Raw genomic sequence first — 21,682 nt, 5'->3', positions numbered from 1 at the left:
CGATCGCAGGATACATCGCCAAGCACTTCGGCATTCAGTACATCATGCATCTCGGGTTGGCTGCGCTCGCGATCGGCTTGGTCGTTACGCTCAGTCTGAAGGAAACGGCACCCGCCCGGTCGCGCGTGCAGGCACCTGCCGTTGCCTTGGACTGATCGTGCGACGCGTTGAGCCTTGACGGGCCCCGCGCGATCCTGGTCGCGCGCGGTCCGCTCGGAGCGCTTCCGCCGCGCCGCGCCGCGGGCCCGAAGCGCTTCAGGCAGAACAGGTGGCGGCTATATTTCACACCGAGCCCTGTCCTGCAAAACCCGAAGGTCGTCACGCCTGCTTTTGCGTCTCGGTGCCCAACTCGATCACCTCGAGCAACGCACGCTTGATCGCATTGCTCGCACCGAACCAGGCGAGCCCGATTCCCGCCTTGTGATCGCGCAATTCGAGCGGTCGGGCAACGACCTTTGGTGGCAGCGCCATTGCCGCGGCAGCCGGGATTACCCCGATGCCAAGGCCCGCTGAAACCAGCGCAAGCATCGTCGAGAACTCGCCGAGTTCCTGCGCGATGTTCAGATCCGCGCCCTCGCGCTTCAGCGCCACCAGTGTGTCGTCGTGGAAACCCGGTGCGTAACGCCGCGCGAGCACGAACGCAGGAAAGCCCCGGAGATCAGGCGGCCGAATCAGCGGCCGCGCGGCGAGCACGTGATCGTCGGGGAGCGCGACGACGAAGGGTTCCTCCAGCACCACGCGGATTTCCAGGCTGCTCACGCTTACGGGCAGACGTATCAGCCCGAAATCGAGCTGGTTGTTCTGAAGCGCCGCGATCTGATCCGGCGTCGGCATATCCTTCAGTTCGAGCGTGATGAGCGGATAGCGCGCGTGCATCGTGCGAATGAGCGCGGGCAGCAACCTGGGCAGCACCGACGAGACGAACGCGATGCGCAGCGTGCCGATTTCGCCTCGCGCCGACAGCCGCGCAGTCTGCTCCGCCCGCAAGGCCTGATGCAGCGTCGCGCGCGCCTCAGGCAAAAAGAGCGTTCCGGTTGCGCTCAGGACGACCTTGTGCCGATCGCGTTCGAACAGCCGCACGTCGAGTTCCTGCTCGAGCGCCTTGATCTGCATGCTCAGCGCCGGCTGAACGATACACAGGCGCTGCGCCGCCCGTCCGAAGTGCAATTCCTCGGCAAGCGCGACGAACGCGCGTAAATGCTTCAGTTCCATACCTCCCCTGCCCGCGGGTGCGCGAATCTGTAATCACGATTCATGATAACAGCGTCATGAAAGACTATTGGCGCGTCGGCGGTTGTTCGGGTGAACTAGGCGCATTGGAGACACAGCGCATCCACAAACAGAATGCGCGCTGAAACAATGGACAAGACACTGAAACTCTTCAGCCTGCACGGCAGGCGCGCCCTGATCACCGGCTCGGGCCGCGGCATCGGGCTGGCGCTGGCGCGAGGACTCGCGGAGGCGGGTGCCGCGATCGTCATCAACGATCGCAATGAGCAAAAGGCAGCGGACGTCGCCGCATGCCTGCGCAACGAAGGCTTCGATGCCGACTTCGCGGTATTCGACGTGACCGACCGCGAGCAAGTCGTCGCGGCGATCGAACGTGTCGAGAAGGAGATCGGCGCGATCGACATTCTGATCAACAACGCGGGCATCCAGCGCCGCGGGCCACTCGAAAGCTTTGGCGAGCGCGACTGGAACGACCTGCTGCGCGTGAATCTCGACGGCGTGTTCCAGGTTTCGCAGGCTGCCGCCCAGCACATGCTGGAGCGCGGGCGCGGCAAGATCATCAACATCGGCTCCGTGCAGAGCGAGCTGGCGCGGCCGGGCATCGCGCCCTACGCGGCCACGAAAGGCGCCATTCGCATGCTGACCAAGGGCATGTGCGCGGAATGGGCGCGGCACGGCATTCAGGCCAACGCGATCGCGCCCGGCTACTTCGAGACCGATCTCAATCGCGTGCTCATCGACGATCCCGCTTTCTCCGAGTGGCTCTGCAAGCGCACGCCGGCGGGCCGGTGGGGCCGTGTCGAGGAACTGTGCGGCGCGGCGGTGTTTCTCGCGTCGGCGGCATCGGATTTCGTGAACGGGCAGACGCTTTTCGTCGATGGCGGACTGACCAGCGTGGTCTGAGCGAAAAGGAGACAAGGACATGCGTAACTCACTGACAAGCCATCGCCGCTGCATCCGGACGGTCGCCGTCCTGACGATGGCCTTCGCGGCGTGCGCATCGCACGCGGCCGACTGGATCGTGTCGGGCAACGACGCAAAGTATCAGCGCGTCGAAGGCCGTGACACCTTTCCGGAGAATCCCGCGCCGGACACATTGACGCTCCTCGACGCGAGCCGCTTCCCCCCGCGCGTGACGGTGCAGGTGGAAGTCGAGAACGGCATACAGGGGCCGCCGCAGGCAGTCGCCATCACGCCGGACGCGCAAGTCGCGCTGATCGGCGCGCCGACGCGCTACGACCATGCCGCGAAGAAGCTGCTGATGGATTCGTTCGTGCAGTTCATCGACCTGCAGGCCACGCCGGCGGCCGTGACGCGGCTCGATATCGGAAGCCATCCGCAGGGCATTGCCATCGACCGGAGTGGCCGACTCGCGCTCGTCGCCTGTGTCGACGGCAGCGTGGCGGTGCTCGGCATCGACGGGAAACGCGTGATGCTCATCGACACGCTTAAGATCGCGCAGAAGCGGCTCGCCGGCGTGAGCTTCACGCATGACGGCGCGCATGCGCTCGTTGCGTTGCGCGACGAACAGGGCGTGGCGGTGCTCGATGTCGCCGATGGCCGCGTCACCGACAGCGGCGCCCGACTGTCGAGCGGCGTCGCGCCCTATACGATCGACGTGTCGAGCGACGGCAGATGGGCCGTTGTCAGCGATGTCGGACTGGCCGGCCTGCCAGCCTATTCCGGCAAGCTCGCGGGCGACGCCGACACGGTCACCCTGATCGACGTCTCGCGCACGCCCTTTCGCGCGGTTCAGCACGTGACGGTGCCGTCGCTGCCGGAGGGCGTGGCGATATCGCCCGACGGCAAATGGATCGGCGTGCAGGCGATGGACGGCTCCAACCTGACGCCCGACAACCCCGGACGCCACACGCGCGGCAAGGTGCTTTTGTTCGCGATCCGCGACGGTCAGGCCGTGAAGGTCGCCGAAGCACCCGGCGGCGAAGCGGCCCAGGGCATCGTCTTCACTGCGGACAGCAAGCATCTGATCGTTCAGTTCAACGTCGAGAAACAGCTCGCGCTCTACGCCGTCGATGGCGGCCATCTGCACGACACCGGACAGCGCATCGCGCTGACGGGCGGACCTTCGTCATTGCGCACGACGCCGCGCTGACACACCCGACATCCAGTCAACGAGTAACAGGAGAACATCATGCGTACGTCTGAGACCGCGCGCCGAAACGTTGTCGTCTTCAGAAAGCTGCCGGACGATCTGCTCGAGCGCATCGTGGCGCGGCACGACGTCACCGTCGCCGATCCGCGCCGCGCCGATGAATTGCCGCGCTTTCGCGAAGCGCTCGGCAACGCCGACGGCCTGATCGGATCGAGCTTCAGGCTCGGCGCGGACGAACTCATGCGCGCCCCGCGACTGAAGGTGATTTCGAGCATTTCGGTCGGTGTCGACAACTACGATCTCGCGCGCCTCAAGGAACGCGACATCACGCTCTGCCACACGCCCGGCGTGCTGACCGAGACGACCGCCGACACCGTGTTCGCGCTGATCATGGCAAGCTCGCGCCGCCTCGTCGAGTTGTCGAACCACGTGCGCGAAGGCCGCTGGACGCGCAACATCGGCGAAGACCTGTTCGGCTGGGATGTGCACGGCAAGACGCTCGGCGTGCTCGGCTTCGGGCGCATCGGGCAGGCGGTGGCCCGGCGCGCGGCGCTCGGCTTCGGCATGCCGGTGCTCTTTCACGATCCGTTCGACGTGCCGGTTCCCGCGATGCTCGCCGGGCACGCGCAGCGCGCATTGTTCGGCGACGTGCTCGCGCGCGCGGACATCGTCGCGCTGACGCTGCCGCTCTCGAACGACACGCGCGGCCTGATGGACGCGCAGGCGTTCGCGGCGATGAAGCCCGGCGCGATCTTCGTAAACGGCTCGCGCGGCGCGATCGTGCGCGAGGATGCGCTGCTCGCCGCGCTCGACAGCGGCCACCTGCGCGCTGCCGGACTCGACGTGTTCGCCGTCGAGCCGCTCGCGCAGGATTCGCCGCTACGCACGCATCCAAAAGTGACGCCGCTGCCGCATATCGGCTCGGCGACGCACGAAACGCGGCGTGCGATGGCCGAACTCGCGACCGACAACCTGCTGCGCGTGCTCGATGGCGAAGCGCCCATCGCCGCGTTCGATCTCTCGAAGCACTGACCGACGATCCCGACCATGCCTCATTCGATTCCATCCCTGTGCGGCTCGCTCGCCGGTCAGCCGTTCACCTTCAACGTCAAAGTGCATAACGCGGCCTATCGTGCGCTCGGAGTGGACTACACGTTCGTCTCCTTCGGCGTGGAAGACGCCGCCGGCGCGGTCGGCGCGATGCGCACGCTCGGCATCCGCGGACTGAACGTGACGATGCCGCACAAGCAGGCCGTTATTCCCCATCTCGACGTGCTCGACGAAACCGCCCGCGAGATCGGCGCGGTCAATACCATCGACAACCGCGACGGGCATCTCACCGGCTACAACACGGACTGCGTCGGCGCCGTGCGCGCGCTCGAAGAAGCGACACCGCTCGATGGCCGGCGCATCGCCCTGCTCGGCGCGGGCGGCGCGGCACGCGCGATCGCGTGGGGCGTGCGGCGCGCCGGCGCCCAGGTCACCGTGTTCAACCGGACCGCGGCGCGCGGACAGGCGCTCGCCGACGACTTCGGACTCGCCTTCGGCGGCGCGCTCGGGGACTTCGATCCGCATGCGTTCGACATCGTCGTGAATGCGACCGCCGCCGGATTCCGCGCGCCAGACGTCAATCCGTTGCGCGCCGGGCAGCTCGCGCCGCATCTCGTCGTGATGGATGCAGCCTTCATTCCGGTGCGCACGAAGCTGATCCGCGACGCCGCCGAACTCGGCTGCCGCGTGATCGACGGCACGCGCATGCTGTTGCATCAGTTCTGCGGCCAGGTCGAGCTGTACACGGGCAAGGCAGCGCCGCTCGAGGAGATGAGCGCCGCCCTGCTCGATGAAGTCGCCCGGATGGGCTAGGCCCATTCGCCTATCAGGAAAAACCGGCGGGCTCGCATCTCGCGAAGACGAGGACGTGACCGTCGCCGGAAGTCGTTGGAACGGAGAGAGACATCATGAAACACCAGCCAACCATAGCGACCGCCGACAGCGGACTCGCACGCACCGCTAGCCCCAACGCCGGCACGAGCCGGGACGAGGTCACCACGGGCGACCTGTATCGCGCCGCCTGGGCCGCATCGCTCGGCAGCGCGCTCGAATACTACGATTTCGCGCTCTACAACCTCGCATCGGCGCTGATCTTCGGGCCGCTGTTCTTCCCGTCGAGCGACCCGGCCATCGGTCTGATCGCGAGCTTCGGCGCGTATTTCCTCGGCTTCGCGATCCGGCCGGTCGGCGGCATCGTCTTCGGCACCCTCGGTGACCGTTACGGCCGCAAATTCGTGCTGATGGCGACCATCCTGCTGATGGGCATCGCGAGCACGCTAATCGGCCTCTTGCCGACCTATGCGAGCGCCGGCATCTGGGCGCCGATCCTGCTCGTCGGCTGCCGCCTGCTGCAAGGTCTCGGCGCGGGAGCGGAACAAGCCGGCGCGGCCGTGCTGATGGCCGAATACGCGCCCGCGAAGCGACGCGGCTACTTCGCCGCGCTCCCCTTCATGGGCGTGCTGCTCGGCACGGTGATGGCGGCTGCGATCTACTTCGCGCTGGTGCGCGTCGAGGATGTCTCGCAGAGCTGGCTGTGGCGCGTGCCGTTCCTGCTGAGCGTGTTGATCATCGCGGTGGCGATCTGGATCCGGTTGAAGCTCAAGGAATCTCCGTCGTTCGCGAAGCTCGAAGCGAGACATCAGATCGACGACAGCCCCCTCAAGCATCTCGTCAAACATTCGAAGCCGACGCTGCTCAAGGTCATCGGCATGCGCATGGCGGAGAACGGCGGCTCGTCGATATATCAGTCGCTAGCCATCAGCTACATGGCCACCGCGACGGGTCTCAAGGGACCGATCGGGCCGATTGCGCTTCTGCTCGCGGGCGTGTCGGGCGCGGTGATCATTCCGCTCACCGGGAGGCTCAGCGATCGCTTCGGGCGCGTGCCGGTCTACCGTGCCTTCGCGCTGTATCAACTGCTGCTCGCCTACCCGACGTGGTGGGTGCTGAGCCAGGGCAACGCGACGGCCAGCATCGCGATGCTGTGCGTCGCGCTCGCGGGCGTCTGGGGCATGTTCGCCACGCAGGGGGCGCTGCTGCCCGAGCTCTTCGGCGCGCAGCATCGCTATGCGGGCGTCGCGGTGGGGCGCGAGGTGTCCGCGGTGATCGCGGGCGGGGTCGCGCCGCTGATTGGCGCATCGATCATCGCGTGGGCGACCGCGCACTGGGGCGGCGCCGAGGGCCGCATTCTCGCGTGGATTCCGCTTGCCACCTACGTCGCCCTTCTCAGCGTGATCGGCGTGGTGACGACGTATTACATCCCCGAGACGCGCGGCCGTGATCTCGACGATTTGCGCGATGCCGCCGATGCCTGCTAGTCGGATGAAGCGCCCGGAGATGAGCGCGCATAGCGATGCCCAAATTCGGTGCGTCGCCGACGCGTTCGAATGCGCACCATCCCCCCGTCGAAGGGCGCAGGAGCTACGCGGTCTGGATGCCCTGGGGCCAGGCCAAGACCCAGGGCATCGTCTCGAAGTGGGCGAAGAAATACGGCATCAATGTCGATGTCGTGCAGTTGAACGACTACGTCGAATCCATCAAGCAGTACACGGCGGGCACGTTCGACGGCTGCGCGATGACCAACATGGACGCACTCACCATTCCCGCACCGCGGCGTGGATTCTTCGGCGCTCATCGTGAGCGATTATTCGAACGGCAACGACGGCGTGCTCATGAAGGGCAAGGGCAAGCAGATCGCCGATCTGAAGGGCCAGCAGGTCAATCTCGTGCAGTTCTCCGTGTCGCACTACCTGCTCGCGCGTGCTCTGGATAGCGCGCATATGAGCGAGCGCGACCTCAAGGTCGTGAACACCTCGGATGCCGACATCAGCAAGATTCCCGGCGAGATCATGGACATGATGGTCGTCAACACGAAAGCCTTGCAGGAGAACCCGGCGCTGGGTAAGGCGCTGACAGGCGCATGGTTCGAGATGGTCGCCCTGATGCACGGCAACTCGCCTGATACCACGACGGCGCTGACAACAATGGACAAGGCTTCCGGCACCGATCTCGCGAACTTCAAAGGCCAGTTGTAATCACTCCCTGCCCTCTCGTCGCAGCCTTCAGCTCTTCGATCGCATCGTCGGACAACTTATTCAATGCACTCGCCCTGACGCACTGATGCTCGGACGAGGAGCCCTTGCAGCCCTCGTCCTGATCGCTGAACCCGAGTCGATCGATGATCTCGAATAGTGAGTCCTTGAAAGCGGTTTTGCCGGTTTGATTGCTTTCAATCGATGTCGCCACGTATTGCTTTTTGATCGTTCACGCCATGGTCACGCGCGACGCGGTGACTCGACTGGTGGTGTGCCGTCGTGAAACAGGGACTTCAACTGCGAACGCAATTCTGCCGAGTCCGTATGATTGTGAACCGTGACCGCGTGCTGTACAGCCGCCTCTAGCAACTCGCTTTCGGAGTCCGCGGATAGCGCGACCGAACAGTTCATCTCGCTCGGAAATTCCCGGCAATCGATGTATTTTCGTCCCATGTTGTTCTCCGCATACGAAGATTATGAGGGTCTTGCCTGAACGACTGCGCGCGATGCCGCGCGGACACACCAGCACGCCCTCCTCGTCGCAACATAGTTGACCTTTCAAGTATAGGTCGCCTGGAGTGACTCTGAAGTAACGCGGCGGTATTTGCGGAGCGGTGGCGTTGATGAAAGGAGATGGAAAGTGCCTCAAGACAGGCGACCATTGGCACGCGGAACGACTAAATCGGTCGACTTTGCGTGTTGATTCCATCTGCATGTGAAGAGACCACGCGAGTTTGGTCCAAAGTGAAAAAATCCGTTTCACCGTGAATCCTGTCCGCTTCTGCATTCGTATGCTCGAACGCGCAGGATTTCGAGTCAGCCGAATGTGCGCAGCAGGCGATCGCATTGTTTGTATTCAGAGTTTTGTCTGGCAACGTCAAGCTGGCGTCGTTCATTGACGCGAGGGAATAAACCGATGAATCGAATTTTTAATCGCTCTCTTGTCATCGGCCTTTGCGCCGTTGCGCTTTCGACCGTCGTTTCGCCCCTTTTCTTGAAGCACAGTGAACATCGACGAGCGGACCAGGCATGGTTTTCGCGCGAGCACGATTCGATCACGCGTGGTACGGTTCCCGCGGAGCCGCCGCAAACGCCCTCTGCAAGGCCCGACGACGAAAAACTGGCGCGCCAACAGGCTCTTATCGACGAACTGACAAGAGCAGGAAGGGCAGCAGCGTCCCAACAATCAGAATCCGAGATCGATGTTGATTCCCCTTCGGATACTCGTCGATCGCATATATACAAAGCTAACACCGCTCGGTCAGCGCATTTAGCGCCCCCGATAAAGAAGAAATCGGCGGAGCGCACGCGGAAACAAATTGCAGAGCCATCGACCAGTGGCGAGATGAAGCAATCCGAGCCTCGGGTTGCGCCGGAAACGTCGCCGACTGCACTTCAGTCGCAGAGCGGGCAGACGGACTCATCCGCTAAGCCAACTCCCTTGCGCGAGGAATCCACGACCGACTTGCCGGATCAGACAACTTACCAAACCTCGAACGCAATAGAACCGCCGACAGAAAATGCGCAAGGCACAGGAGGTGCCGAGGCAGAGATCCCAGTTCCGCCATCGCCAAAATCCCGAAAAGATGTGCAAGACGAATTACGCAAGGCCAGGTCGAATGGCTCCCTTCCGCGCTTTGGCAATCCTGACCCCTATGGACCTGGCGGCTCTCCAAGTACCTCGAATTGAGTAGATGGCTCATATAGTCGACTTGGACACGATCGACTGCGTTGTCGAGAAAGCTTCGTTGATCGCCGCGGCGTTTTGTGCATGTGGCAATGCGATAGCGGATCGGCTGTTCCCAAGAAGCCTGAAGTCGACGAAGTATGCAAGGGAAACCTATGGTCGCTTCCAACAATCGTGGCTGTTGGCGAGCCTCGATTGGTTGACTTGAACGCCGCTGAATGCCTCGGTCGAGATTGCGAGCCTCTACTCGGCCGCCGGTAAAGACACACATCGCCTCCTTCGCATATGAAAGAATCTGTTACGTGATGCATCTCTTGGCACACGCTTCATCGTATGCGCGGTTGAGAGTGGCCTGCGCTGCTAACACTGTTCTGCCCGGCAAACCGTCCCGCTCTCCCGGCGCCAAATCCAACCACCCGAAGGTCGACTCGGCGCTGTCCACACAACGACTCTCAGGAGATGGACATGGCTGACACAACTTCAGTGACCGACGTATTCGATCGACGCGCCGAGCGCCGGTCAAAGCGCCGTCAGTTTTTTCGCAGCGCAGGCGGACTGGGTCTAGGTTTGGTGGGTGGCACCATCCTCGGTGCATGTGGTGGCGGGTCGGGAGACAATGCCAATGCGGCAACGGGGCCAACTGATCAAGAAATACTCAACTTCGCCCTTAACCTTGAGTATCTGGAGGCAACGTTCTACGCGTATGCGACAACTGGCGCTGGACTTCCAGCGAATCTGATGACAGGTGTTGGCACACCGGGCAAGGTGATTCCGGGTCAACAGGTGACGTTCTCCGATCCCGTCGTCGCGGCCTACGCACGAGAGATTTCCAAGGACGAACTCGAGCATGTCGCGTTTCTTCGAACTGCACTCGGCGGATCGGCGGTGGCCATGCCCGCGTTGGATGTAGGTGGCACGGATCCGAACGGCGCTTTTTCGCTTGCCGCTCAAGCAGCAGGTTTGGCGCCGGCAGGCACCGCCTTCAACCCCTATCTCAACGACAACAACTTCCTGCTCGGCGCGTTTATCTTCGAGGATGTCGGTGTCACCGCCTATAAAGGGGCGTCGCCTCTCATCACGAACAAGACCTATCTCGAAGCGGCGGCTGGAATACTCGCTGCCGAAGCCTATCACGCAGGGCTCGTCAGAACTGTGCTCTACTCGAAAGGAGTCCAGACACCGAGCCTTGTCACAGCTACGCAGGCCATTTCGGATGCACGAGACTCACTCGACGCGTCGAGCGACGTCGATCAAGGGATTGCAGGCGCGAATAATCAGATCTCCAACATTGTGCCGCTCGATAACAACGGCATTGCGTTCAGCCGAAGTTACGACGACGTACTGAACATCGTTTATCTGAACAGGGGGGCAGTTTCGCAGGGTGGGTTCTTCCCAGCTGGCGTCAACGGTACCCTTCACATGAGTAGCGCATTCGCGTAGCCACGACGTGTGAGGGTCGGGATCGTCACGCGGCCAGGCCGAGGCCGCCGCGTGAAGTACGAGGAGGCGACCGGGGAGCGCGTATGAATCGATCTGTGGGTGCGTTACGTATTCGAGTAAAACTGATCATGGCAGCAACCTTCGTTGCTGTAGGGACGGTGTTGCAATTGCTTGTCGAGATGGACCTTCTGCGCGTTGGATAGTTTCCCGTAGAAGGCTCTGCATAAGTCTTTCACTTGGTGAGGGTCGTTGGCCGTGCAACGAACCTCGCTGACGATGTCCTTCAAACCGCCGGCCGCGAATGTCCAGCACAGGTCGTTGAAGTTATAGATCGCCGTCAGCGCGTTGTTGGCGATAAACGAAGCGCCTCGTATCCACCGGCGCGCTTCCTTCGCTCAGCGCCCGGCTTGGCTCGCCCATTCCTGGGTCCAATGACTCGTGCGGCGCGTGACGTCATATCCGCGCAGTGATCGGGACTGCTGCCTCCGGTTCGTCAACCTGCAGCTATGCAAGTCAGGTACATTCACAGCGAAAGCCCACGTCGAGTGCCTCAGCGCTCACACTTACGACGCTGAGCCGCCGATCGTTGCGCCGCCGTTGCAGCGTCCGCTTCCAAATGCATAGCGGCCATGCACGGCTGATCGGGTCACCGGTCCAACTGCCGTTGCCGACGCTCATTAACACGACGTCATTCAGGGACGAAGGCGTCCGGTATCGCGCGCTGCAGGAAAGTCGCTCGCCTGTAGACGGCCTGCATGAACACGCTCGCATTGCGCGATGGCGGCGCAAAGCGCGAAAAGACGAAGTGCGCCGTCAAGTCGATGGCTTCGCGCAGCGGGCGAATGACCAGCGCGCTGCCCGTCGTAGCAAAGTTATCGACGATCGTCACGCCAAGCCCGCCTTCCACGAGGGCAAGCGCCTGATCCGCACGCATCACGTCGATCGTCGACTTGAGTTCGACGCCCGCCTGTTGACACGCTTGCGCGATCACCGTTCCGAACGGAATGTCACGCTTGAAGAGCACGACGGGTTCGTTCTCGAGATCCGCGAGCGAGACACTAGGCTGTGCTTCCAGCCGATGTCCTTTCGGCATGGCGCAGACCATGTTGCCGTACATGAACGGAACGTTCTCCAAATGCTCATGCAGAACCGGCATGGCAGCGATGGCGACCTCCGCCTCCTTGCTCAGCAGCTCCATTGGCATATCGGCCATCAGCGTGGTCTGCCAACTGACGGTCAGCGCCGGAAGTTTCTTCTTGAGCTCGACGAGTGCCGGCGCGACCACACTCATCGCCAGCGATGCGCTGCACGACACACGCAGAAGACTCGACGGCCCGAGCGCGAGCGCATGCGCGAACTCATCCACGCGCACCGCCGCCTGATAGACCTGCTCCACTTCCCTGAAAAGCGCGTGTGCTTCCGCCGTCGGCACCAGTCGGCCTTTTGACCGCTCGAAAAGGCGCAGGCCGAGTGTCGTCTCGACATGGGAGACCAGCTTGCTCACCGCAGGCTGCGACACGAACAGCAGCTTCGATGCGGCATTGATCGAGCCGGTCAGCATGACCGCGCGAAAAACCTCCATATGGCGAAGCTTGAACCGCATCAGAACCGCCCGGAAGATTAACCAAACGTTATAGGTTATCGGAGTTTCAGCATACGACAAACCGGGCGTTAGTCCCTAGTATCGGTTCAAACGATTCCTACCTTTTGGAGACAAGGAAGATGAACCAGTTGGACCTGCAGAATCGCGTATGCGTCGTCACCGGAGGCTCCGGCGCGATCGGATATGCGATCGCCGAGCGATTCGTCGCTTCAGGCGCAAACGTCGTACTTTGGGATATCGACGGCGCGGCCGCTCATGCGGCAGCCGAAAACGTTCGTGCTGTTTCGTCGACTCAGGTGAACGTGACCGACGCCGCCAGCGTTGCCGCCGCGGCAAAATCTGCCGCCGAACGCTTCGGCTCCATCGACGTCTTGATCAACGCAGCGGGCATCAACGGCCCGATCGCTCCCGTCGAAACCTATGCGATCGACGCATGGCGGCAGGTCATCGACATCAACCTCACGGGCGTGTTCATCTGCTGCCGCGAAGCGCTGCCGTATCTGCGCCGTGCGCGGCACGGGCGCATCGTTAATTTGTCGTCGGTCGGCGGCAAGGAAGGCAATCCCAATCAGGGCGCCTACGGCGCGTCGAAGGCCGGCGTGATTGCCCTGACCAAATCGTTGAGCAAGGAACTCGCGGACACGGAGATTCGCGTCAACTGCGTCACGCCCGCTGCCATCGAATCGGACATGCTCCGCAACATGACGACCGGCGCGCGCAATTTCGTGCTCGCGAAGATTCCGCTGGGACGCGCAGGCCGTCCCGACGAAGTGGCGTCGATGGTCGCCTGGCTTGCGACGGAAGAGTGCTCGTTCACGACGGGCGCCGCGTTCGATCTGACGGGCGGACGTGCCACGTACTGAGTGGATGGGACGTGATGCAATGAAAAGACTTTCCCTGTCTCATCTCACCGTGCTCGATGTCGGGCCGCCGGACCTGATTCCGCTCGCCGCGCAAGCCGGATTTCGAGCCGTCGGCATCCGGTTGTGTTCGCCGATGCCGGGCGGCGTCGCGTATCCGCTGCGTGCGGGATCGCCTGAGTTGCGCGACACCCTGCATCTCATGGAAGCGCACGATGTCGTGGTGTCCGACATCGAAGTGGTTCGCATCGCAGCCGATACACGGATCGACGACTATGCCCCTGCGTTTGAGGCGGGTGCGGAACTCGGTGCGCAGCGTGTATGTATCAATATCGACGATCCGGAGCGCGCGCGCGTCATCGACCGCCTGGGCGCGCTATGCGATCTTGCTGAACCGTTCGGCCTCGCGCTCGACGTTGAGTTCATGATCTGGAGACCGGTCGCCCGACTCGAAGACGCAGTGGATGTCGTTACGGCCATTCGCAAGAAAAACGCTTTCGTGCTGATCGATGCGCTGCATCTAATCCGCTCGGGCGGCACGGTCGACGCGGTCGCAGCGATCGACCCGGCGTTCATCGGCAGCGTCCAGCTTTGCGATGCGCCGATTCAAGCGCCGCCACCGTCGGGGATCATCGACGAGGCACGTAGCAATCGATTGTTGCCGGGCGAAGGTGACTTGCCCTTGATGGAGTTGCTCGCTGCCTTGCCCAAGGACGTACCGTTATCGGCGGAAGTGCCACTCGCCCGCGAAACGGACTCGACGAAACGAGCGGCTCTTGTTCGACAGGCTACTGAGCGGCTGCTTCAAGGCAATGCCTAGCCGCCTAATCGAATCTTCAAACATATATACGGAGACAGACATGACGACAAACACGATACAAGACGGCGCCGCGCCAGCGCACGTGCCCGCTGACAGCAGGCGGCAAGCGAGGAAGGCGGCCATCGCCGGATGGATCGGCAGCGCGCTCGAATACTACGACTTCTTCATTTACGGTACGGTGGCCGCGCTGGTCTTCCCGCGGATCTTTTTCCCGCCTGGCGATATGGCCGCGGCCACCCTCGCATCGATGGCAACGTTCGGTGTCGCGTATGCCGCACGTCCCCTCGGGTCCTTCCTGATGGGGCACTATGGCGACCGCCTCGGTCGAAAAGTCGTGATGGTAGGCACCTTGCTGTTGATGGGCGTTTCGACGTTTCTCGTCGGTTGCCTCCCCAGCTATCAGAGCGCAGGGCTTCTCGCACCCGCGCTGCTCGTTGTGTTGCGCATTCTGCAAGGCATCTCGGCGGCTGGCGAACAGGCCGGCGCGAATTCGATGTCGTTCGAGCATGCACCCGCAAATCGTCGCGGCTATTACACGAGCTGGACGTTGAGCGGCACGCAGGGGGGACAGGTGCTGGCGCCAGCCGTCGTGCTGCCACTCGCCGCCTTCCTGTCCGAAGATCAACTGTTGTCGTGGGGCTGGCGGCTGCCATTCTGGTTGAGCGCGGTTGTCGTCATCGTCGGCTTCATCGTACGTTCGCGACTCGAAGAAACGCCCGCGTTCCAGAGCGAGGCCTCGCATGGTGAAGTTCCGCAGGCACCGCTCAAGACGCTTCTTACGACGTATCGCAAGGAACTCCTGCAAGTATTCTTCGCCGCGCTGATCGCATCCGTCGGCACGACCTTCGCTGTGTTCGCACTGTCGTTCTCGCGCACGATGGAGCACCACATCAGCACGTCCACGATGCTGTGGACAGCCATTATCGGCAATCTGATCGCTGTTTTCACTATCCCGGTCTACGCGACGCTTTCCGACCGGATCGGGCGACGTCCCCTGTTCATCGCGGGCAACGTTTTGTGTGCGATCGGCGCTGCAATCTTTCTGTGGTCGATAACGACCGGAAGCGATGCGTTGGTGCTCGCAACGGGCGTCTTTCTGGGTGGCGTCGTCTACAGCATCACGAATGCGGTCTGGCCTGCAACGTACGCCGAGCGCTTCCCTACGCAGGTTCGACTCTCTGGAATGGCGATCGGAACTCAGTTCGGCTTCGCGATCGCTGGATTCGCGCCGCTGATCGAGACAGCGCTGATCGGCAAGTTCGGCACAGCGCCGTGGGTAATGCCCGCAGTCTTCGCGGCACTTGTGTGTCTGCTGTCTGCGGTGTCGATCTATTCGATGAGAGAAACCTATAACGTCCCGCTTGACCGCCTGGGAAAGCACATGGACTGAAAACCTTATCCTGCACCTTGAGGCCGATGAGACGCGTGGGAGGAAGGAGAAATGGAGCCGCGCGTCCCTTCCTCTTGGTTTCGTGAGAAGCCGAGTCCGAATCTTCCCGCTGTATCACGGCCTCGAATGTCGAGGCCGCTTGATTCTTCGAGGAGTGCGCGGAAATCGAAGTGACGAGAGGTGAGTTGCCGAGCCTCCTACTGTTCAGGGCAGGGACCTGCCGGAAACAACTGCGTGGATGGTCGGCCTCTGTCGCGCAGCGAACCAGCCCCGCCTAACCGCCGTGCTTTCGATCAAGATACGCAACAACCGGCCCCGTCAGTGCGATGCTGTCCAGTGTTTCCGGCGACGCGAGTTGCGCATCGATAATCTCGCGATTATCAAGCTTCAACTCGGGCAGACGATCGATGTGCAGTTCGAAGATGTAGACACGGTCCTGCCGGCCGTCCCACATGCCGCAGATGCTACCCGCAGCGTTCAGCGGGTGCGGCGGCAGTCCAATTTCCTCCTTCATTTCCCGCTGCGCCGCTGCGTCGGGCGTCTCGCCGGGATTGAGACTGCCGCCGGGAAAACTCCATTCGGACCGGTACGATGTCTTTAAGAGCAAGAGACTTTGCCCGACATAGATAGCGACTAGCGCGCCCTCAAGATGAGGCCGTCGGAGGCGCCACCAGGCGCGAGCGAGCGGGAATCCGAGACGAAATGCCAAGCGCCAGACAGCATCGATCACTGGAGTGGGTCGGACGGTGAGGTTCGGCATGAGGGGTGGCCTTGATTTTCGTGGAATTTCCGGGTTAGGGCGTTCTATATCCGGCGGGACTTCAAGCGGCACGGAGAGCGCGAGCCGACAGCCCCGCACCTTCCCATCGCCGACTTCGACTCGCCTCATCTATCACGGCCGGAACGTCCGCCTCATCACTACCGAACGAGCATGAACCCGAGCGTGTCGCGCTATGATTGTCCATTGTCCGATAATAGCGATAGCCAAACATGGCCCGACGAAGCAAACAGGAAGACGCTCCCGCAGAGGATCTCGACCGCGCGGACGAGGCTGCATCGATCGGTGGCGGTCCCACCTATCTGGTGCCGGGGCTCGAGCGCGGTTTGCGCATCCTCGCCGAATTCTCGGCGCGAGAGCCGGTGCTGGGTGCGCCCGAGCTGTCGCGGCGCATCGGCATTCCGCGCACGACCACGTTTCGTCTGCTGCAAACGCTCGAATCGCTCGGCTTTCTGGAGCGCGTGAACGGCGATCGCAATTTCAGGCTGGGCGTCGCCGTGCTGCGGCTCGGCTTCGAGTACGTGAACTCGCTCGAACTGACCGATTTCGGCACGCCGATTCTCGAGCGTTTTCGCGATGCCACCGGTCTTTCCACGCATCTGCTGATTCGCGATCAGCGCGATGTCGTGTTCGTCGCGAAGGCGCAAAGTCATGAGCCGCTGTTCAGCTCGGTGAAGGTGCATGTCGGCACGCGCCTGCCCGCTCACGCGACCGTGCACGGTCATGTGCTGATGGGCGATCTGTCGCTGGCCGCGCTGGAGGCGCTCTATCCCGAGCGGCAACTGGATAAGTACACGGAGCGCACGCCCGCGACCGTCGATGAACTCTTCGAGCGCGTGCAGGAATGTGCCGCGCTCGGCTATGGATTGAGCGAGGCATCGTTCGAGCGCGGCATTTCCGTCGTCACCGCGCCCGTGCGCGATCATGCCGGCGCGATCGTCGCGGCGGTGGCCGCAACCGTGCCGCGCTCGGACATCGGCGCGAACGATGAAAAGGCGCAGCTCGTCGAAACCATCTGCGCCGCCGCGATGGAACTCGCCACCCGCCTCAACTATCGTCCGTCGCCGGACGATCCCACCGCCGAGCTCGCCGCGCGCAGGGCGCTCGCCTAGAACGAGTGGTGAATGCCTGCGAGCACAATGACCTGATTCGCCGTGCTCGACACGCCCGCCGTGAAGAACGCCGCTTTCGCGCCGCCGGTCGCATGTTCGTACAGCGCATTCACATAGAGTTGCGTCGATTTCGACAGCATGTAGATGTCGCCGATCTCGAACTGCGTCCAGCGGCCGCCCGCGAACGTCGTGGTGGCCGCGCCGCCGGCAATCCAGTTCCATGCCACCGGCTTGAAGGTCACACCCGCGTCGTATGACTGGAACGTGTCGGACTGTCCATTGGACTGCAACTTCACGCGCGTGTAGAGCCCGTGCACGACAAACTTGCCGATTTCATACGACGCGCCGGCGCCCATCTCCTCCTGCTTGTCCGCCATGTAGGTCGCGGCCGGCTGACCCTGGAAGGTCGTCAGGCCGGTCGTCGCGATCGCCGGCGTGCGATTGTGCTCGTTCGAATACGTCGCCGCCGCCCGGAACGGGCCGTTCGCATACGTGATGCCGAAGCCGAGATTGCGGCCCGTCGAGAAGTTCGTCGTGTTGCCAAGGCCCATCATCGCGCCGGCGGAGAAGCCGTAGAACGTCGCCGAGCGGAATTTGACCGAGTTGTCGTACGGCACAACGCCCGTGTCCGCGAGCTGGTCGATGTTGCCCGGATGGAACGCGTACCAGCTCGCCGCGAGATACGCGGTGGACAGCGGCCCGAGCATGTCGAAGCTGAACGGAGTCTGATGACCGAGCGTCAGCGTGCCGACGTTTTCCTGATCCAGCCCGAGATACGCCTGCCGGTTCCATAGCGTGCCGGCCTTCGCGAAGTTGCCGGTGTTCGTATAGAAGCCGTTCTCCAGTTGCGCAACAGTCTTCAGCCCGCCGCCCAGATCCTCGACGACGCGAAATCCCCAGCGGTCCGGCTGCATGTTGCCCTGCTCTTCCATCCACTTCGGATGGCCGCCGACATTGTTGATATATGCGATGCCAGCGTCGAGGCTGCCGTATAGCGTGACCGTGCTTTGCGCGGCCGCGCCGCTCGCGACCCCGGCTCCGATAAGTCCCGCTGCGATGATGTGCTTCACCCTTCGTTCTCCTGACCGTGTGGTTTAAGGGCGGGCCGTGCCCGCTTTCCCTCTCCCGCCTGTAGCAGTTATTTCGCTTTATCCCGGTTCCGGAAGGCGGTGATTCGCATCCTCCGGAAGGCGTATCGTCGATCGCTTTGCATGTTCCATATATGGATCAATGTACTACCTATGGAAAGTATAGTGAGATTTTTCAAGCCAAAACAATAAATTTGAGATGGCTGCGGGTAGACCCTGAGCCTCAATGAGCACGTTCGATGCATGGCAAAAAATCCTGCGAATCAATGTCGAACGGACGTTCTTACTGGTGCAGGGACGCATGGGTGAACTTTTAAACGCAGTGGCTTCAGTGTTTTCACCTAGAGATCCACATTTTTATTTTTCCGCGGCTTGGACCACTCCTATAATGCCCATACACGAACTGTTGTTCCTTTAGTGGAACACGGACGAACCAAAGAAAAGGGTGAAAGATGTCTGAACAATGGCGCTGCGCCGGACATGCCGGCGATCTGTCGGAAGACGCACCGATCGAATTCAAGCTCGATGACGGCGCGGAAATCGGTATCTACAAAGTGGGCGACGCACTGTACGCGCTGGAAAACGTCTGCCCGCACGCATACGCGCTGCTGACGCAGGGCTTCGTCGACGGCGACACCGTCGAATGCCCGCTGCATGAAGCGGTGTTTCACATCCCCACGGGCAAATGCCTGAAAGAGCCCGGCGGCCGCGACCTGAAGACGTATTCGGTGCGCCTCGCCGGCGAGGAAATCCAGATCAAGGTGGCGTGACATGGAAAAAGTCGTGAACTTCAACCCACATCTCAAGCCGTGGCTCGCGCCGCAGCCGAATAACGTCGCCGGCAAGGGCGTGATCGAGAAGCCGGGTGAAACCGAAAACTTCATCTGGCAGACGCGCCGTGCCGAGCCGACGCAGTACGAGAACGATTTCGGCGACGCGCTCGAACGCGTTTTCGAAGCGGGCGCGCTGGAGCTGGACCAAGTCGTCGCGGGCCTGAACAAGGAAGGCTTCCGCACGCCGGAAGGCGCGACCTGGACCGCCGATCGCCTCGCCGCCGAACTGCGAACGCTCGCTGAATAAAGAAGGAGCCTTTTCTCATGACGTCCCCTCAGCAAACATCCGTCGCCGCCGATCCCGTTCAGGCTTATCTCGATCGCGGCTTGCGCAACTACTGGTATCCCGTCGCGCCGAGCTGGCAGGTCGCGAATGCGCCCATCGGCCTCACGCGGCTCGGCGATCAGATCGTGCTCTGGCGCGACAACGAAGGCAAAGTGCACGCGCTTGAAGACCGCTGCCCGCATCGCGGCGCGCGTCTGTCGCTCGGCTGGAATCTCGGCGGCAGCGTCGCGTGCTGGTATCACGGCATCGAAGTGGATGGCAGCGGCACCGTGCAGAAAGTGCCCGCCGTGTCGGCGTGTCCGCTCGAAGGCCAGAAGTGCGTGAAGTCGTATCCCGTCGAGGAACACGCGGGCGCGATCTTCCTCTGGTTCGGCGACGACGCCAACAAGGAACCCGCGCCGCTCGTGCTGCCGGAAGAGCTCGTCGGCGACGAATACGCGAGCTTCCTGTGCATGTCGCACTGGAAGTGCAATTACCAGTACGCGATCGACAACGTGATGGACCCGATGCACGGCGCGTATCTGCACGCGACGTCGCACTCGATGGCCGAAGGCGACAAGCAGGCCGACATGCGCGTGCGAAAGACCGAAACCGGCCTGATGTTCGAGAAGGTCAATCAGCGCGATGTGAACTTCGACTGGGTCGAACTCGGCGAGACCGGCTGCCTGTGGATGCGCCTCGCGATTCCATACAAGAAGAAGTTCGGCCCGGGCGGCAACTTCGGGATCGTCGGCTTCGCCACGCCGGTCGACGACGACAACTGTCAGGTCTATTTCTGGCGCACGCGCAAGGTGTCCGGATGGCAGCGCGATGCGTGGCGCTTCCTGTATCGCAATCGCCTCGAAGGGCTGCACTGGGCCGTGCTGGAGCAAGACCGCTACGTGCTCGAAAGCCTTGCGCCGAACGCGCGCAATCATGAATTTCTCTATCAGCACGATGTCGGCATGACGCGCGTGCGCCGCATGCTGAAGCAGCGCGCGCAGCAGCATCTCGCCGCGCTCGACACCTTGCCGAAGGGCACGGAGCGCGCTCATGCGTGATGCGCTCAATGCGGCGTCCCATGCGCTCGACGGCCGCCGCGTGCTCGTGACGGGCGGCGCTCGCGGACTCGGCGCGGCATTCGTCAAGGCGCTCGTCGAGCACGGCGCGCGGGTCGCGTTCGGCGATGTGCTTCGCGAAGAAGGCGAAGCGCTCGCGCATGAACTGCGCGATGCGCACTTCTTCCCGCTCGATCTGAACGATCCGTGCAGCATCTCCGAATTCGTCGCGCAGAGCGCTCAGGCGCTGGGTGGTCTCGACGGCCTCGTCAACAACGCGGCGATCACCAACTCGGGCGGCAAGTTCGCCGGCGAACTCACGCCGCAAACGTGGGACGCCGTGATGAACGTCAACGTGCGCGGCACGTGGCTGACGAGCGTCGCGTGCCTGCCGCACCTGAAGGCATCGGGGCGTGGCTCGATCGTGAACATCGCGTCGGACACGGCCTTGTGGGGCGCCCCCAGGCTGCTCGCCTATGTCGCGAGCAAGGGCGCCGTGATCGCGATGACGCGTTCGCTCGCCCGCGAGTTCGGCGCGGACAACGTGACCGTCAACGCGATCGCGCCCGGCCTCACCGAAGTGGAAGCGACCGCCTATGTCCCCGCCGAGCGACACCAGTTTTACCTCGACGGCCGCGCACTGACGCGCGCGCAAGTGCCCGACGACGTGAACGGCCCCGTGCTGTTCCTGCTCTCGGATGCGGCGCGCTTCGTGACGGGCCAGTTGCTGCCGGTGAACGGCGGCTTCGTGATGAATTGATTCGCTCTATCTAGAACCTGGAGAAAACAATGGCCGATGCAGACATCGAACGCAAATCGTGGGACCAGCCCGCCGACGCGAGCTTCGAGCAATGGATGGACACGCGCGTCGCGCGCCTCGACACGCGCCGCTACGACTGGGACGCGCTCAAATTCCAGGCCGACTACGACCCGAAGTATCGCCGCGCGCAAATGCGCTATGTCGGCACCGGCGGCACCGGCGTCGCGAAGGACATGAACACGATCCCCGCGGGCGGCTTCACCTTTTCGACGATGGTCATTCCCGCCGGCAACATCGGGCCGAGCCATATCCATATCGATGTCGAAGAGATTTTCTTCGTGCTGCGCGGAAAGATGAAAGTCGTCTGCGAGAAGGATGGTCAGACGTGGGAAGCCGTGCTCGGCGAACGCGATCTCATTTCCGTGCCGCCGGGCGTGTATCGGACGGAAATCAATATCGGCGAGGAAGACGCGCTCATGTGCGTGATGCTCGGCGCTTCGAAGCCCATCACGCCGACGTATCCGCCGGATTCGCCTTTGGCCAAGCTCAAGCGCTGAGGC

The 21,682-nt window shown here is 62.5% G+C and carries 22 protein-coding genes and 1 pseudogene; 17 read left to right on the top strand and 6 right to left on the bottom strand.

All coding sequences use genetic code 11. From position 1 onward, the window contains the following. Nucleotides 1-318: 318 nt before the first annotated feature. Nucleotides 319-1,212 carry a LysR family transcriptional regulator gene (locus tag AWB79_RS33840; protein ID WP_061171813.1) on the bottom strand — a complete coding sequence of 298 codons (894 nt, stop codon included), beginning with the start codon at nucleotides 1,210-1,212 and terminating at the stop codon, nucleotides 319-321. Between the two features lie 147 nt (nucleotides 1,213-1,359). Here AWB79_RS33840 and AWB79_RS33835 point away from each other — a divergent pair, with 147 nt between their 5' ends. The 6 genes and pseudogenes from AWB79_RS33835 to AWB79_RS33810 all read left to right on the top strand — a co-directional run. After that, on the top strand, nucleotides 1,360-2,133 hold the full coding sequence (locus tag AWB79_RS33835; protein WP_061171812.1) for a glucose 1-dehydrogenase: 774 nt from the start codon (nucleotides 1,360-1,362) through the stop codon (nucleotides 2,131-2,133). A gap of 19 nt (nucleotides 2,134-2,152) precedes the next feature. Next, nucleotides 2,153-3,343, top strand: a complete 1,191-nt coding sequence (locus tag AWB79_RS33830; RefSeq protein ID WP_061171811.1) for a YncE family protein — start codon at nucleotides 2,153-2,155, stop codon at nucleotides 3,341-3,343. Between the two features lie 39 nt (nucleotides 3,344-3,382). After that, nucleotides 3,383-4,375, top strand: a complete 993-nt coding sequence (locus tag AWB79_RS33825) for a 2-hydroxyacid dehydrogenase (protein WP_061171810.1) — start codon at nucleotides 3,383-3,385, stop codon at nucleotides 4,373-4,375. Between the two features lie 15 nt (nucleotides 4,376-4,390). Continuing rightward, nucleotides 4,391-5,206, top strand: coding sequence for a shikimate dehydrogenase (gene aroE, locus AWB79_RS33820; protein WP_061171809.1), 816 nt, complete (start codon nucleotides 4,391-4,393; stop codon nucleotides 5,204-5,206). Nucleotides 5,207-5,301: 95 nt separating this feature from the next. Then, entirely contained in the window at nucleotides 5,302-6,711 is a 1,410-nt protein-coding gene (locus AWB79_RS33815) for an MFS transporter (RefSeq protein WP_061171808.1), read from the top strand. Nucleotides 6,712-6,746: 35 nt separating this feature from the next. After that, nucleotides 6,747-7,425 (top strand): annotated as a pseudogene (locus AWB79_RS33810) (ABC transporter substrate-binding protein); the annotation flags it as partial. Here AWB79_RS33810 and AWB79_RS33805 read toward each other — a convergent pair. Next, on the bottom strand, nucleotides 7,412-7,639 hold the full coding sequence (locus AWB79_RS33805; protein ID WP_061171807.1) for a hypothetical protein: 228 nt from the start codon (nucleotides 7,637-7,639) through the stop codon (nucleotides 7,412-7,414). The pseudogene AWB79_RS33810 and the gene AWB79_RS33805 sit on opposite strands and share 14 nt — an antisense overlap. 29 nt (nucleotides 7,640-7,668) lie before the next feature. Next, on the bottom strand, nucleotides 7,669-7,881 hold the full coding sequence (locus tag AWB79_RS38635; RefSeq protein ID WP_074169469.1) for a DUF1059 domain-containing protein: 213 nt from the start codon (nucleotides 7,879-7,881) through the stop codon (nucleotides 7,669-7,671). A 463-nt stretch (nucleotides 7,882-8,344) separates the two neighbouring features. Between AWB79_RS38635 and AWB79_RS39865 the strand changes: the two genes are divergently transcribed. Both AWB79_RS39865 and AWB79_RS33795 read left to right on the top strand, forming a co-directional pair. Beyond that, nucleotides 8,345-9,118 carry a hypothetical protein gene (locus AWB79_RS39865; RefSeq protein WP_157695907.1) on the top strand — a complete coding sequence of 258 codons (774 nt, stop codon included), beginning with the start codon at nucleotides 8,345-8,347 and terminating at the stop codon, nucleotides 9,116-9,118. Nucleotides 9,119-9,580: 462 nt separating this feature from the next. Continuing rightward, the gene (locus AWB79_RS33795) at nucleotides 9,581-10,555 is read left to right on the top strand and encodes a ferritin-like domain-containing protein (protein ID WP_061171819.1); all 975 of its coding nucleotides are present in this window, start codon (nucleotides 9,581-9,583) and stop codon (nucleotides 10,553-10,555) included. A gap of 688 nt (nucleotides 10,556-11,243) precedes the next feature. Here the strand turns inward: AWB79_RS33795 and AWB79_RS33785 are convergent. Then, the gene (locus AWB79_RS33785; RefSeq protein ID WP_061171804.1) at nucleotides 11,244-12,158 is read right to left on the bottom strand and encodes a LysR family transcriptional regulator; all 915 of its coding nucleotides are present in this window, start codon (nucleotides 12,156-12,158) and stop codon (nucleotides 11,244-11,246) included. Between the two features lie 119 nt (nucleotides 12,159-12,277). Here AWB79_RS33785 and AWB79_RS33780 point away from each other — a divergent pair, with 119 nt between their 5' ends. Genes AWB79_RS33780 through AWB79_RS33770 form a run of 3 tightly spaced genes read left to right on the top strand, consistent with a single transcriptional unit; the run spans nucleotide 12,278 to nucleotide 15,228 of the window. Continuing rightward, nucleotides 12,278-13,021 (top strand): SDR family oxidoreductase, encoded by a 744-nt coding sequence (locus AWB79_RS33780; protein ID WP_061171803.1) that lies wholly within the window; start codon nucleotides 12,278-12,280, stop codon nucleotides 13,019-13,021. Nucleotides 13,022-13,025: 4 nt separating this feature from the next. Further along, nucleotides 13,026-13,838 carry a sugar phosphate isomerase/epimerase family protein gene (locus tag AWB79_RS33775; RefSeq protein WP_061171802.1) on the top strand — a complete coding sequence of 271 codons (813 nt, stop codon included), beginning with the start codon at nucleotides 13,026-13,028 and terminating at the stop codon, nucleotides 13,836-13,838. Continuing rightward, nucleotides 13,795-15,228 (top strand): MFS transporter, encoded by a 1,434-nt coding sequence (locus tag AWB79_RS33770; RefSeq protein WP_232471105.1) that lies wholly within the window; start codon nucleotides 13,795-13,797, stop codon nucleotides 15,226-15,228. Before AWB79_RS33775 ends, AWB79_RS33770 begins: the two co-directional genes overlap by 44 nt. Before the next feature lie 274 nt (nucleotides 15,229-15,502). Here the strand turns inward: AWB79_RS33770 and AWB79_RS33765 are convergent, their stop codons facing one another. Further along, on the bottom strand, nucleotides 15,503-15,988 hold the full coding sequence (locus tag AWB79_RS33765; protein WP_061171800.1) for an NUDIX hydrolase: 486 nt from the start codon (nucleotides 15,986-15,988) through the stop codon (nucleotides 15,503-15,505). A 230-nt stretch (nucleotides 15,989-16,218) separates the two neighbouring features. Between AWB79_RS33765 and AWB79_RS33760 the strand changes: the two genes are divergently transcribed. Beyond that, entirely contained in the window at nucleotides 16,219-17,118 is a 900-nt protein-coding gene (locus AWB79_RS33760; protein ID WP_061171799.1) for an IclR family transcriptional regulator, read from the top strand. Here AWB79_RS33760 and AWB79_RS33755 read toward each other — a convergent pair. Further along, nucleotides 17,115-18,188 (bottom strand): porin, encoded by a 1,074-nt coding sequence (locus AWB79_RS33755; RefSeq protein ID WP_061171798.1) that lies wholly within the window; start codon nucleotides 18,186-18,188, stop codon nucleotides 17,115-17,117. The genes AWB79_RS33760 and AWB79_RS33755 overlap by 4 nt on opposite strands. A 470-nt stretch (nucleotides 18,189-18,658) precedes the next feature. On the opposite strand from AWB79_RS33755, the gene AWB79_RS33750 reads away from it, so the two are divergent. Genes AWB79_RS33750 through AWB79_RS33730 form a run of 5 tightly spaced genes read left to right on the top strand, consistent with a single transcriptional unit; the run spans nucleotide 18,659 to nucleotide 21,679 of the window. Further along, nucleotides 18,659-18,976 carry a non-heme iron oxygenase ferredoxin subunit gene (locus tag AWB79_RS33750; RefSeq protein WP_008345991.1) on the top strand — a complete coding sequence of 106 codons (318 nt, stop codon included), beginning with the start codon at nucleotides 18,659-18,661 and terminating at the stop codon, nucleotides 18,974-18,976. A 1-nt stretch (nucleotide 18,977) separates the two neighbouring features. Beyond that, nucleotides 18,978-19,286 (top strand): recombinase-like helix-turn-helix domain-containing protein, encoded by a 309-nt coding sequence (locus AWB79_RS33745; RefSeq protein WP_061171797.1) that lies wholly within the window; start codon nucleotides 18,978-18,980, stop codon nucleotides 19,284-19,286. A 17-nt stretch (nucleotides 19,287-19,303) separates the two neighbouring features. After that, nucleotides 19,304-20,365: an aromatic ring-hydroxylating dioxygenase subunit alpha gene (locus tag AWB79_RS33740; protein ID WP_061171796.1), complete on the top strand. Its 1,062-nt coding sequence runs from the start codon at nucleotides 19,304-19,306 to the stop codon at nucleotides 20,363-20,365. After that, nucleotides 20,358-21,122, top strand: coding sequence for an SDR family oxidoreductase (locus AWB79_RS33735; protein WP_061171795.1), 765 nt, complete (start codon nucleotides 20,358-20,360; stop codon nucleotides 21,120-21,122). The genes AWB79_RS33740 and AWB79_RS33735 overlap by 8 nt, the downstream gene beginning before the upstream one ends. Before the next feature lie 29 nt (nucleotides 21,123-21,151). Then, the gene (locus AWB79_RS33730; RefSeq protein WP_061171794.1) at nucleotides 21,152-21,679 is read left to right on the top strand and encodes a cupin domain-containing protein; all 528 of its coding nucleotides are present in this window, start codon (nucleotides 21,152-21,154) and stop codon (nucleotides 21,677-21,679) included. Nucleotides 21,680-21,682: the final 3 nt, after the last annotated feature.

It is taken from the genome of Caballeronia hypogeia, assembly GCF_001544875.2.
GTDB lineage: Bacteria > Pseudomonadota > Gammaproteobacteria > Burkholderiales > Burkholderiaceae > Caballeronia > Caballeronia hypogeia.
This window is presented reverse-complemented; position numbering and strand designations above follow the sequence as displayed.

What these genes read in the sequence shown, in the direction of transcription:
- AWB79_RS33840 (WP_061171813.1), bottom strand. Translation starts at nt 1,212, where the DNA reads ATGGAACTGAAGCATTTACGCGCGTTCGTCGCGCTTGCCGAGGAATTG.
- AWB79_RS33835 (WP_061171812.1), top strand. Translation starts at nt 1,360, where the DNA reads ATGGACAAGACACTGAAACTCTTCAGCCTGCACGGCAGGCGCGCCCTG.
- AWB79_RS33830 (WP_061171811.1), top strand. Translation starts at nt 2,153, where the DNA reads ATGCGTAACTCACTGACAAGCCATCGCCGCTGCATCCGGACGGTCGCC.
- AWB79_RS33825 (WP_061171810.1), top strand. Translation starts at nt 3,383, where the DNA reads ATGCGTACGTCTGAGACCGCGCGCCGAAACGTTGTCGTCTTCAGAAAG.
- aroE (WP_061171809.1), top strand. Translation starts at nt 4,391, where the DNA reads ATGCCTCATTCGATTCCATCCCTGTGCGGCTCGCTCGCCGGTCAGCCG.
- AWB79_RS33815 (WP_061171808.1), top strand. Translation starts at nt 5,302, where the DNA reads ATGAAACACCAGCCAACCATAGCGACCGCCGACAGCGGACTCGCACGC.
- AWB79_RS38635 (WP_074169469.1), bottom strand. Translation starts at nt 7,881, where the DNA reads ATGGGACGAAAATACATCGATTGCCGGGAATTTCCGAGCGAGATGAAC.
- AWB79_RS39865 (WP_157695907.1), top strand. Translation starts at nt 8,345, where the DNA reads ATGAATCGAATTTTTAATCGCTCTCTTGTCATCGGCCTTTGCGCCGTT.
- AWB79_RS33795 (WP_061171819.1), top strand. Translation starts at nt 9,581, where the DNA reads ATGGCTGACACAACTTCAGTGACCGACGTATTCGATCGACGCGCCGAG.
- AWB79_RS33785 (WP_061171804.1), bottom strand. Translation starts at nt 12,158, where the DNA reads ATGCGGTTCAAGCTTCGCCATATGGAGGTTTTTCGCGCGGTCATGCTG.
- AWB79_RS33780 (WP_061171803.1), top strand. Translation starts at nt 12,278, where the DNA reads ATGAACCAGTTGGACCTGCAGAATCGCGTATGCGTCGTCACCGGAGGC.
- AWB79_RS33775 (WP_061171802.1), top strand. Translation starts at nt 13,026, where the DNA reads ATGGGACGTGATGCAATGAAAAGACTTTCCCTGTCTCATCTCACCGTG.
- AWB79_RS33765 (WP_061171800.1), bottom strand. Translation starts at nt 15,988, where the DNA reads ATGCCGAACCTCACCGTCCGACCCACTCCAGTGATCGATGCTGTCTGG.
- AWB79_RS33760 (WP_061171799.1), top strand. Translation starts at nt 16,219, where the DNA reads ATGGCCCGACGAAGCAAACAGGAAGACGCTCCCGCAGAGGATCTCGAC.
- AWB79_RS33750 (WP_008345991.1), top strand. Translation starts at nt 18,659, where the DNA reads ATGTCTGAACAATGGCGCTGCGCCGGACATGCCGGCGATCTGTCGGAA.
- AWB79_RS33745 (WP_061171797.1), top strand. Translation starts at nt 18,978, where the DNA reads ATGGAAAAAGTCGTGAACTTCAACCCACATCTCAAGCCGTGGCTCGCG.
- AWB79_RS33740 (WP_061171796.1), top strand. Translation starts at nt 19,304, where the DNA reads ATGACGTCCCCTCAGCAAACATCCGTCGCCGCCGATCCCGTTCAGGCT.
- AWB79_RS33735 (WP_061171795.1), top strand. Translation starts at nt 20,358, where the DNA reads ATGCGTGATGCGCTCAATGCGGCGTCCCATGCGCTCGACGGCCGCCGC.
- AWB79_RS33730 (WP_061171794.1), top strand. Translation starts at nt 21,152, where the DNA reads ATGGCCGATGCAGACATCGAACGCAAATCGTGGGACCAGCCCGCCGAC.